The organism is Thiohalophilus sp. (assembly GCF_031581315.1).
Classification (GTDB): Bacteria; Pseudomonadota; Gammaproteobacteria; order UBA6429; family Thiohalophilaceae; genus Thiohalophilus.
Genome location: NZ_JAVLAZ010000052.1, coordinates 5913 through 16177, shown reverse-complemented (window position 1 = coordinate 16177; position 10265 = coordinate 5913). Strand labels below are relative to the sequence as shown.

Annotated in this window: 14 protein-coding genes and 1 pseudogene; 12 read left to right on the top strand and 3 right to left on the bottom strand. The window is 56.8% G+C overall.

Features of this window, described 5'->3' with window-relative positions; all coding sequences use genetic code 11:
- The 12 genes and pseudogenes from RI563_RS08855 to RI563_RS08800 form a co-directional block, all read left to right on the top strand.
- A pseudogene (locus tag RI563_RS08855) lies at positions 1-175 on the top strand (malonyl CoA-acyl carrier protein transacylase); the annotation flags it as partial.
- Between the two features lie 145 nt (positions 176-320).
- A complete protein-coding gene (gene fabG / locus RI563_RS08850) occupies positions 321-1064 on the top strand; it encodes a 3-oxoacyl-ACP reductase FabG (RefSeq protein WP_310694011.1) in 744 nt (247 codons plus the stop codon).
- 158 nt (positions 1065-1222) lie between these two features.
- Positions 1223-1459 carry an acyl carrier protein gene (gene acpP / locus RI563_RS08845; protein ID WP_134082170.1) on the top strand — a complete coding sequence of 79 codons (237 nt, stop codon included), beginning with the start codon at positions 1223-1225 and terminating at the stop codon, positions 1457-1459.
- Positions 1460-1566: 107 nt separating this feature from the next.
- Positions 1567-2808 carry a beta-ketoacyl-ACP synthase II gene (fabF, locus tag RI563_RS08840; RefSeq protein WP_310694010.1) on the top strand — a complete coding sequence of 414 codons (1242 nt, stop codon included), beginning with the start codon at positions 1567-1569 and terminating at the stop codon, positions 2806-2808.
- Between the two features lie 129 nt (positions 2809-2937).
- Entirely contained in the window at positions 2938-4299 is a 1362-nt protein-coding gene (locus RI563_RS08835; RefSeq protein ID WP_310694009.1) for an aminodeoxychorismate synthase component I, read from the top strand.
- A complete protein-coding gene (gene pabC / locus RI563_RS08830) occupies positions 4299-5138 on the top strand; it encodes an aminodeoxychorismate lyase (RefSeq protein WP_310694008.1) in 840 nt (279 codons plus the stop codon). The genes RI563_RS08835 and pabC overlap by 1 nt, the downstream gene beginning before the upstream one ends.
- Positions 5139-5157: 19 nt before the next feature.
- A complete protein-coding gene (mltG, locus tag RI563_RS08825; RefSeq protein WP_310694007.1) occupies positions 5158-6177 on the top strand; it encodes an endolytic transglycosylase MltG in 1020 nt (339 codons plus the stop codon).
- Positions 6174-6791 (top strand): dTMP kinase, encoded by a 618-nt coding sequence (gene tmk / locus RI563_RS08820; RefSeq protein ID WP_310694006.1) that lies wholly within the window; start codon positions 6174-6176, stop codon positions 6789-6791. The genes mltG and tmk overlap by 4 nt, the downstream gene beginning before the upstream one ends.
- Positions 6788-7792, top strand: coding sequence for a DNA polymerase III subunit delta' (locus RI563_RS08815; protein ID WP_310694005.1), 1005 nt, complete (start codon positions 6788-6790; stop codon positions 7790-7792). The genes tmk and RI563_RS08815 overlap by 4 nt, the downstream gene beginning before the upstream one ends.
- 25 nt (positions 7793-7817) lie before the next feature.
- Positions 7818-8186, top strand: coding sequence for a PilZ domain-containing protein (locus RI563_RS08810; protein ID WP_310694004.1), 369 nt, complete (start codon positions 7818-7820; stop codon positions 8184-8186).
- 135 nt (positions 8187-8321) lie between these two features.
- Positions 8322-9104 carry a TatD family hydrolase gene (locus RI563_RS08805; protein ID WP_310694003.1) on the top strand — a complete coding sequence of 261 codons (783 nt, stop codon included), beginning with the start codon at positions 8322-8324 and terminating at the stop codon, positions 9102-9104.
- Complete coding sequence (locus tag RI563_RS08800; protein ID WP_310694002.1) at positions 9091-9396, top strand: SET domain-containing protein; 306 nt, start codon at positions 9091-9093, stop codon at positions 9394-9396. The genes RI563_RS08805 and RI563_RS08800 overlap by 14 nt, the downstream gene beginning before the upstream one ends.
- Before the next feature lie 101 nt (positions 9397-9497).
- On the opposite strand, the gene RI563_RS08795 is transcribed toward RI563_RS08800, so the two are convergent.
- The 3 genes from RI563_RS08795 to RI563_RS13420 all read right to left on the bottom strand — a co-directional run.
- Entirely contained in the window at positions 9498-9884 is a 387-nt protein-coding gene (locus tag RI563_RS08795; RefSeq protein WP_310694001.1) for a type II toxin-antitoxin system death-on-curing family toxin, read from the bottom strand.
- Positions 9874-10086 (bottom strand): hypothetical protein, encoded by a 213-nt coding sequence (locus RI563_RS08790; RefSeq protein ID WP_310694000.1) that lies wholly within the window; start codon positions 10084-10086, stop codon positions 9874-9876. Before RI563_RS08790 ends, RI563_RS08795 begins: the two co-directional genes overlap by 11 nt.
- Positions 10087-10169: 83 nt before the next feature.
- Positions 10170-10265 (bottom strand): ChaB family protein (locus RI563_RS13420; RefSeq protein WP_317622873.1); only part of this gene is annotated, 96 nt, incomplete at its 5' end.

The following is a 10265-nucleotide window of genomic DNA, read 5'->3' as shown; positions in this document are numbered from 1 at the left end:
CAATCCGGTACGCTGGGTGGAGACGGTCCAGAAAATGGCCGCCGATGGCGTGGACCGCCTGATCGAATGCGGCCCCGGCAAGGTGCTGGTCGGATTGAATAAACGCATCGATAAAAGCATGGCCGCCGAAGCGATCTTCGATCCGGCTTCGCTGGATGCTGCGTTACAAAGTTAATACTGTTGTTTAGAGATTTATAAGTCCGCAAATTAACGCGAATGTACGCAAATGGCTGATATTAAAAAAACAAATTGTTTGATTTATTCGCGTTAATTGGCGTGCATTTGCGGATAAATATTCAATTCCTTACGGGGAGAAATTTATGACACTGGAAAATGAAGTTGCCTTTGTCTCCGGCGCAAGTCGCGGTATCGGCAAGGAGATCGCGCTGGAGCTGGGCCGACAGGGCGCGAAGGTGGTTGGTACGGCGACCTCTGAGGACGGCGCCGGGAAGATCAGCGCTTATTTGAAAGAGGCCGGCATCGAGGGCATGGGGGTGATGATGAATGTCACCGATTCGGCCAGTATCAGTGCCGCACTCACAGAGGTGGAAGCCAGCTTCGGCGCGCCCAGCGTTCTGATCAACAACGCCGGTATCACCCGCGACAACCTGCTGATGCGTATGAAAGACGAGGAGTGGGAAGATATTATCAACACCAATCTGAATTCCATTTTTCGTCTGACCAAGGCCTGCCTGCGCCCCATGAGCAAGGCCAAAAAAGGCCGGATTATCAGCATCGCCTCGGTTGTCGGTGTTTCCGGCAACGCCGGGCAGACCAACTATGCCGCGGCCAAGGCCGGGGTCATCGGTTTCAGCAAATCGCTGGCCCGGGAAGTGGGCTCGCGCGGCATCACGGTCAATGTGGTGGCGCCCGGCTTCATCGACACGGATATGACCCGGGCGCTGCCCGAGGCGCAGCGTGAGGCGCTACTGGGGCAGATCCCGCTGGCCCGACTGGGCGACCCGACGGAAATCGCCCAGGCGGTGGCCTTCCTGGCCTCGCCCGGCGCAGCGTATATCACCGGCGAGACGTTACACGTCAACGGCGGGATGTATATGGCGTAAAGTCTGTAAGTTCATGAATTTAAAAGATTAAAACGAGGGCCGAAGTGTGGGATGTTTAACGTTCTGGAATGTGGCATATTGCCCCTGATTTCACTACAATAGCGGCCGCACACAGCGCTCAGGGCTGAAAGTTTCAAACATCAAGAGGATAAAAACACATGAGCAGTGTTGAAGAACGTGTAGAAAAAATCGTCGTTGAACAGTTGGGCGTTAAAGCGGAAGAGGTGACCAAGGAAGCGTCTTTCGTTGACGATCTGGGCGCAGATTCACTGGATACCGTAGAACTGGTGATGGCTCTGGAAGAAGAGTTCGAAACCGAAATTCCGGATGAAGACGCCGAAAAGATTACCACCGTTCAGCAGGCCATCGATTACATTAACAACAACGTTAAGTAATCGACCTGCTAAGCGTTTTTGCGGGCCGCACCACGTTAAACTGTGAGTGCGGCCTTTTGCTTATTCTGTATAGCCACTTGTAGCGGCAACTGGTAAGAGGACTCAGCGTGTCTAAGCGTCGTGTTGTAGTTACCGGCATGGGGATGTTGTCTCCGGTCGGTAATAACGTCAAAACAGCCTGGGAAAATATTCTGGCCGGCAACAGCGGCATTGGTCACATCGAGCATTTCGATGTGTCCAATTTCGCTGTCCGCTTTGGTGGTTCGGTGCGAGATTTTGATGTCACCAGCGTGATGTCCAGCAAGGACGCACGCAAGATGGATACCTTTATCCATTACGGCATCGCCGCCGCCATCGAAGCGATCGAAGACAGCGGACTGGAAGTGACCGAGACCAATGCCGAACGCATGGGCGTGGCCATCGGTTCGGGCATCGGCGGGCTGGGCACGATTGAAAAAAACTACGAAGCCTATGAAAAGGGTGGTCCACGCAAGTTCTCGCCATTTCTGATTCCCGCCACGATTATCAACATGATCTCCGGTAATCTGTCGATTCGTTACGGTTTCAAGGGGCCGAACATCGCTCTGGTGACCGCCTGCGCGACAGCGACCCATAGTATCGGTGATGCGGCGCGTTTGATCGAATACGGCGATGCCGATGTGATGATCGCCGGTGGTGCGGAAATGGCGACCACACCCTCGGGGCTGGGTGGCTTTGCCGCCGCCCGTGCATTATCCACACGCAATGACGATCCCGAAACCGCCAGCCGCCCCTGGGATCAGGAACGCGACGGCTTCGTGCTGAGTGATGGCGCCGGCGTGGTGGTACTGGAAGAGTACGAACAGGCCAAAGCACGTGGCGCAACTATCTATGCCGAGGTGATCGGCTACGGGATGAGCGGCGATGCGTATCACATGACTTCGCCGTCGGAAGGCGGTGAGGGTGCGGCCCGCTGTATGAATGCGGCATTGAAAAATGCGGCTATCAACCCCGAGCAGATCAACTACATCAATGCGCACGGCACCTCCACGCCGGCCGGTGACGCGGCCGAGGTCGCTGCCGCCAAACGGACGTTCGGCGATCACGCCTACAAGCTGGCAATGAGTTCCACCAAGTCAATGACCGGCCACCTGCTGGGCGCCGCCGGCGGTATCGAAGCGATCTTTACCTGCCTGTCGATTCGCGATCAGGTTGCCCCACCGACGATCAATATTTTCAATCCGAGCGAAAATTGCGATCTCGACTTCGTCCCCGGCGAAGCCCGGCAGATGAACATCGATGTCGCCCTGTCCAACTCGTTCGGCTTCGGCGGCACCAACGGCACCCTGGTCTTCCGTAAACCGGACTAAACCTTTCAGGCCAGGTCAAAGAAATTAACCACCAAGGCACGAAGACACGAAGTAAAATATTATTTAATAAAAATCACCACTTGGTGTCTTTGTGTCTTGGTGGTGAATATTTATTCGAGTATCGAGTCTATGCCAAGCACCGAAACCAAGCAGGTCGACTTGCTGGCATTACACCGCCTCAACCCCGAACGCTATCCCTTTTTGTTACAAAGCGCTGTCGTGGCCGAATCGCGTCCGGCGACAGCGCGCTACGATATCCTGTTTGCCTTTCCGGGTGACAGCTACGCCTTGTGGGCGGACGATCGCATTACCCGCAACGGTGAGCCTTATTCCGAAGGCGGTTTTCTGCAATTGCTGGACAGGCTCTGGCAGGAACATCAGATCGAGATTCCTGATTCTGATGAGCTGCCGTTTAGCGGCGGCTGGTTTGTTTATCTCGGTTATGAACTGGCCGCCCAGATCGAGCCGCGACTGGATCTGCCAAAAGATAGGGCGCAACCTGTCGCCGTACTGACACGGATTCCGGCAGCGGTGATCTTCGACCATCACACCAGCCAAACCACCGTGGTGATCGAGCCGGGTCAGACGTTGTTGCAGGCGCAGATGGAAGAAGATATTGATCACGTTGCAAGTGCGACACAGCCTTCCTTGCCAGCGATGCAGGTCCACATGGCCGCGGATGAACCGCAACATTATTTGCGTGGTGTGGAGCGGGTGAAACATTACATCGTCGAAGGGGATGTGTTTCAGGTTAACCTGTCCCGTGGCTGGCAGGGCGAGGTGAAACCCATACCCGTCGCAGCCGATCTCTATGAACAATTGTGTCAAACCAATCCCGCACCGTTCGCCGCGCTGGCGCAATTGCCCGGCCTGAATGTGATCAGCTCCTCGCCGGAGCGGCTGGTGAAAGTCTCGGGCGGGCGCATCGAAACCCGCCCGATTGCCGGCACCCGCCCGCGTGGCCGTGAACAACAGGGCGATAGCGCCAATCTGCAGGAGTTGATCGGTCATCCCAAGGAGCGCGCCGAACACATCATGTTGATCGATCTGGAACGCAATGATCTCGGCCGGGTCTGCGAGCCGGGGAGCGTCGAAGTTGACGAGCTGATGGGACTGGAAACCTACGCGCACGTCCATCATATCGTTTCCAATGTGACCGGCCGGCTGCGTGAGGATGTGACACCGGGCGAAGCCATCCGTGCGGTCTTTCCCGGCGGCACGATTACCGGCTGTCCCAAGGAGCGCTGCATGGCGATCATCGCCGAGCTCGAGCAGGTCCCGCGCGGCGCTTATACCGGCTCGTTGGGGTATCTGAATCACAACGGCGATCTCGATCTGAATATCCTGATTCGCACCATTACCCAGCAAAATGAACACCTCGCCTTGCGCGCCGGCGCCGGGCTGGTGTTCGATTCCATTGGTGAAAACGAACTGCAGGAAACCGAACACAAGGCCCGCGGCATGTTGCTGGCACTGGGCGCGGTGAGCTGATGCTGGCCTGTCGGATCAACGGCGTCGACAGCCGACAACTCGAGATCACCGATCGGGCCTGTCAGTACGGCGACGGGCTGTTTGAAACCCTGGCGGTGCGCCATGGCCAGGTGGAATTTCTGCAAGCGCATCTGCAGCGCCTGGCCGAAGGCGCCGACCGCCTGGGGATTCCGATGCCGGAGGAGTCACGCTGGCGGGACGATATCCGGGCGATCCTGGTCGGTCGCCAGCAGGCGGTGTTGAAGCTGATGCTAAGCCGGGGTTCGGGCGGTCGCGGCTATCTGGCGCCCGATCACCCGGTGGTCAGCCGCATCGTGATGCTGCATCCCTGGCCGGTGCACCCGCCGGAACACGTCGAACAGGGCGTGCGGGTGCGCTTCTGCGAGACACGGCTCGCTGAACAACCCCGGCTGGCTGGCATCAAACACCTGAACCGGCTGGAGCAGATACTGGCGCGACGCGAGTGGGAGGATGAGACAATCCAGGAAGGGCTTATGCTGGATACCCGAGATCGGGTGATCGAAGCCACCATGAGCAATCTTTTCTGGCTAAAAGGCAGCACTCTGCATACCCCGGACTTATCAGCCTGCGGCGTACAGGGTATTATGCGTCAACAGATCATCAATCTGGCTCCCGCACTGGGGCTGGATGTGCAGATCGATCACTATTCCCGCCAGGCACTGGATGAGGCGGATGGTCTGTTTTTAACCAACAGTGTGATCGGCCTGTGGCCGGTGCAACAACTGGAAGAGCGGTTGTTTGATCCCATCAAGCGGATCAAACAGATTCAGGACAAACTCGACGCAGTACGATTACAGCATGCGGAATCTGATTTTTAGGCTATTAGCCGCCGGCATAGTGAGCGCCGCCCTGGTCATTGGCGCGTTCTGGATAGATTATCGTGATTATCTGTCCTCGCCCTTACCCTTGCCCGATGAGGCGCCGCTGATCTTCGAGATCAAGGCCGGCTCCAGTCTCAAACGTGTCGTGGATGATCTGGCCGAACAGGCTGTCATCGAAAAGCCACGTTATATCCTGCTCAATGCCCGCCTCACCGGTAAAGGCACACAGATCCACACGGGGGAGTATCGTCTTGAACCCGGGATGCAGGTCCGGGATTTTCTGGACATGCTCTATCAGGGCAAAGTCATTCAATACTCGTTGACCCTGATCGAAGGCTGGAACTTTCGCCAGATGATGGCCGCAATCCAATCTACGCCAAAACTGGAACAGAAAACCCTGGGGCTCTCGGATAAGGCGATCATGCAGGCACTCGGCCGTGGTGATGAACACCCGGAAGGCCGCTTTATGCCGGATACCTACCGTTTTACACACGGAATGAGCGATCTGGATATTCTCAAGCGTGCCTATGCCGCCATGGAACGCTATCTCGCCGAACAATGGGATCAGCGTGCCGTTGGCTTGCCCTACGAGACACCCTATGAAGCGTTAATTATGGCCTCGATTGTCGAGAAGGAAACCGGGGTTCCCGAAGAACGGGATACCATCGCCGGGGTTTTCATCAACCGGCTTGAAAAACGCATGCGCTTGCAGACCGATCCCACGGTCATCTATGGCATGGGTGAGAATTACGACGGCAACATCCGGCGCCGCGATCTGCGTACCGATACCCCCTACAATACCTATACCCGCGGTGGCTTGCCGCCGACCCCCATCGCCATGCCGGGACGCGAGGCGATTCATGCCGCCCTGCATCCCGACGAGACGGACTATCTCTATTTCGTTTCGCGCGGGGATGGCAGCCACAAGTTTTCCCGTACCCTGCAGGAACACAACGAGGCGGTGATCAAATACCAGCTCAAGGGACGCAAGCGCTCTTTCTCTTCCTATAAAAATAACGAGGACGATAATCAATGAGCGGTTATTTCATTACCGTCGAAGGCGGGGAGGGCGTTGGTAAAAGCAGCAACCTGGGTTTTATCGAAGCCTGGCTGCGCGAGGCGGGCAAGGATGTGCTTATGACGCGTGAACCCGGCGGCACCGCGCTGGGCGAGAAAATCCGCGCGTTGTTACTGGATGCCAGTCACAATTCGATGACGGTCGATGCCGAATTGCTGCTCATGTTTGCCGCCCGTGCCCAGCATCTGGAGGAAGTGATCAAGCCGGCACTGGCCGAAGGCCGATGGGTGGTCTGCGATCGTTTTACCGACGCGACCTACGCCTACCAGGGCGGCGGACGCGGCGTGGATCTGCAGCGCATTGCCCAGCTGGAGCAGTGGGTACAGGGCAATCTGCGCCCGGATCTGACCCTGCTGCTGGATATGCCGGTGCAACAGGGGCTGCAACGGGCTGGCCAGCGCAGCACGCCGGATCGTTTTGAACGGGAACAACAACACTTTTTCGAGCGGGTGCGTGAAACCTACCTGATCCGTGCCCGACAGGAACCCAACCGGTTTCGGGTCATTGATGCGGCCCCGGAACTGGAACAGGTGCAGCAACAGATTACCGCGGTATTATCGGTCCTGCCATGACGATCCCGGTCACCCAATGGCATGCAACCGCCTGGCAGCAACTGCAGGCAGGCCATCGGCAACAGCGTCTGCCCCATGCCCTGCTGCTCAGCGGTGAGGCAGGGATCGGCAAGGCGGAATTCGCCGCCTGGCTGGCGGCCTCCTTGCTGTGTGAGCAACCCCTCGAGGACGGGCAGGCCTGCGGGACGTGTCATGCCTGTCAGCGACTCGCGGCGCAGACCCACCCGGATCGGTTCCGGCTGGAGCCGGAGGAGCCGGGCAAGGCCATCAAGGTCGACGCGGTTCGCCAGCTTACCCGGAATCTCTCCCTGACCGGCCACTATGGCGGCTATCGCGTGGTGACCGTGGAACCCGCCGAGGTGATGAATACCAACGCCGCCAACGCCTTTCTCAAGACCCTGGAAGAGCCACCCGCCAGCACGCTGCTGATCCTGATTACGTCGTATCCGGCCCGTCTGCCAGCGACCATCCGCAGCCGCTGCCAGCCGTTGCACCTGCATAGCCCCGATCCCCAAACTGCGCTGGCATGGCTGCAACAGGAAGCGCCCGACAGTGCGCCGCAGGAGGCGGAGCTGGCCCTGCGGCTCACCGCCGGCGCACCGCGGCTCGCGGCGCACTATTTGCGGGAAGGCTGGCTGGCAGTGCGCCGGGAGCTGATCGAGGCACTGATCGGCTGTGCCCGGGGAAACACCGACCCGCTCGCCGCCGCCGCCACCGCCCAGCAGGCACTCAAGCTGGATCGCCAGTTGCCGATACAGTGGATGTATCACTGGGTTGCCGATTTGATCCGGCTGGCCTATGATGAGAACAATATTAAAAACAATGACATGACAGGGGAGTTGCAGGCCCTGCCCACCCCGGTGGAATACAGCGCCCTGCATCACTTGCTGGACAAACTGCAACAGGCCCGGCGTCTCTCCGAAACGACCATCAACCCGCAGCTGTTGTGGGAGGATCTGATGATCGACTGGTCCGGATTGTTTGGCGCCCGACGCGGTTAAGCAAGACACACGAGCGAGGATTTCTATGGTTGCGGCACCCCCCAAAGCCCCCGGCGGCGGACGACAGGGCATACTCTCGTTGACCATCAAGGACAAGAGCGCACTCTATGCCGCCTACATGCCGTTTGTGAAAAATGGCGGCCTGTTTATCCCCACCAACAAGAGCTACAACCTCGGCGACGAGGTCTTCATGCTGCTGACCTTGATGGAAGAGAAGGAAAAACTGCCCGTGGCCGGCAAGATCGTCTGGATCACCCCCAAGGGCTCGCAGGGCAACCGTGCCGCCGGCATCGGCGTACAGTTCAGCGAACAGGACGGCGGCAGTGCTCGCACCAAGATCGAAACCTACCTGGCCGGCGCCCTCAAGTCTGATCGGCAGACCCACACGATGTAAATAACAGGGCCGAGGGACGAGTGACGAGGGCCGAGAAAAAAGCCTGTTGGTTTTCCTCGTTACTCGTCCCTCGTACCTCGTCACTTTTTTGTAGTATCATACTTATTGTCAATTCACCTGAAATTTTAAAGCTTTATGTATCTGGTCGATTCCCACTGTCATCTCGATCGCCTTGATCTCGAACCCTTCTACGGCAAGCTCGAAGGCGCGCTGCAAAACGCCCGCGAACACGGGGTCGAGCACATGCTGTGCGTTTGCATCAACATGGAAAACCGCACCGACGTGCTGGACGTGGCCCGACAACACGATTTCATTTCTGCCTCGGTCGGCGTGCATCCCAACGAGGATGAAGGCCACGAGCCGGAGGTCGATGAGCTGGTCCAACTGGCCGCCGACGAGAACATCGTCGCCATCGGCGAGACTGGGCTGGATTATTTTCGCAGCGAAGGCGATCTCCAATGGCAACGGGACCGTTTCCGCCGCCACATTGCCGCCGCCAAACAGAGCGACAAGCCCCTGATCATCCACATGCGCGACGCCACCGACGATACCCTGCGCCTCCTCAAGGAGGAGAGGGCGGACGAAATCGGCGGGGTCATGCACTGTTTCGTCGAGGACTGGGAAACCGCCAAAAAAGCGCTGGATCTCAACTTCTATATTTCTTTTTCCGGCATCGTCACCTTCAAAAACGCCAAAGCACTGCAGGAAGTGGCCAAAAACGTCCCGACCGATCGTTACCTGGTCGAAACCGACTCCCCCTATCTCGCCCCGGTTCCGTACCGCGGCAAAAGCAACCAGCCCGCCTGGACCCGTCACGTGGCCGAATTCATCGCCGGCCTGCGCGAGACATCAGTCGAGAACGTTGCCGAACAAACCACCAACAACTATTTCGAGCTGTTCAAACATGACAAAAAATAAATTCGAAGTGGCGGAAAGCCCGATTCACGGCAAGGGACTGTTTGCCACTGCACCGATCAAAAAAGGGGAATTCCTGGGAAATCTCAAGACCCGTGCGGCCAAAAAGGACGGGCCGTATGTGCTGTGGTGCGATGACGGCAAGGGCCGCGAGGTGATCTGCGATTTTCGTTTTATCAACCACTCGCGCAAGGCGAATGTCGCCTATTATGACGATATGACCGTGATGGCGCTCAAGAATATCAAGCCCGGCGAGGAGCTGGTGCACAATTACGGGGATGAGTGGGAAGATTGAGGATGCGGTGGCTCCGCGTTGCTTGAGCCACCCTGCAATCCGGTAAATATCATAGTAGTCCCGAGCTGCGGGCATAAACTTCCGAGGCGCCGGATTATTGATTAAAGCCGCGATATGGAATTCTGTATCCAGCCTTTAAGGTTATCAAAACCGTTTTGCCGATTTTCCAGTTCCTTAATAATAAAATGGTGTGCCTGGTTTGCGTTGACACTCAACTTCCAGCCGTTTAGACGAAGAAATATATCTGTGGCAAAGAACGCAATACGTTTATTGCCATCGATAAAAGGGTGGTTCATCAAGAGCGATTCGAATAACGCTGCGGCCATTTCGACCAGATCCTGGTAATAACCCGTCTGAGGGCGATACAAGGCGCTTTCCAGCATTCCCATATCGCGTATTCCGCCCGGTCCGCCAAACGTGGCGATCAGTTTGTGGTGGATTTCCAACACTTCATCAAGTGTTAAAAACTGAACCGGCTCATTTGGCAAGTAACTTGCCCAGTTCTTCGTTTTCTTTGATGGAGTCAGAAAGATGTTCGAGGACGATCGGACGGACGCGATGTTTGCGCACATAATCCTCAATCGCTTCGGTCAGGACTCCGGAAATGCTTTTGTGCGATTCCTCTGCCAGTTCCCGCAGCTCTTTCCAGGCGGCGTCGTCGACTTTTGAGCTGATTTTGATATTTGCCATATTTAAACTTTAGTATGGCTATATTGACATGTCAAGATATGTCATGACAAGATAATATTATTGAAAAAACAAGTACTTATTCGTTATTTCTCAACCCATTTCTCACCGCTTTTCCGATACCTTTTCTTGACCGCGCTCCAGGCCACCTTGTGCGCCGTGGCCTCACGGTCCTCCCGATC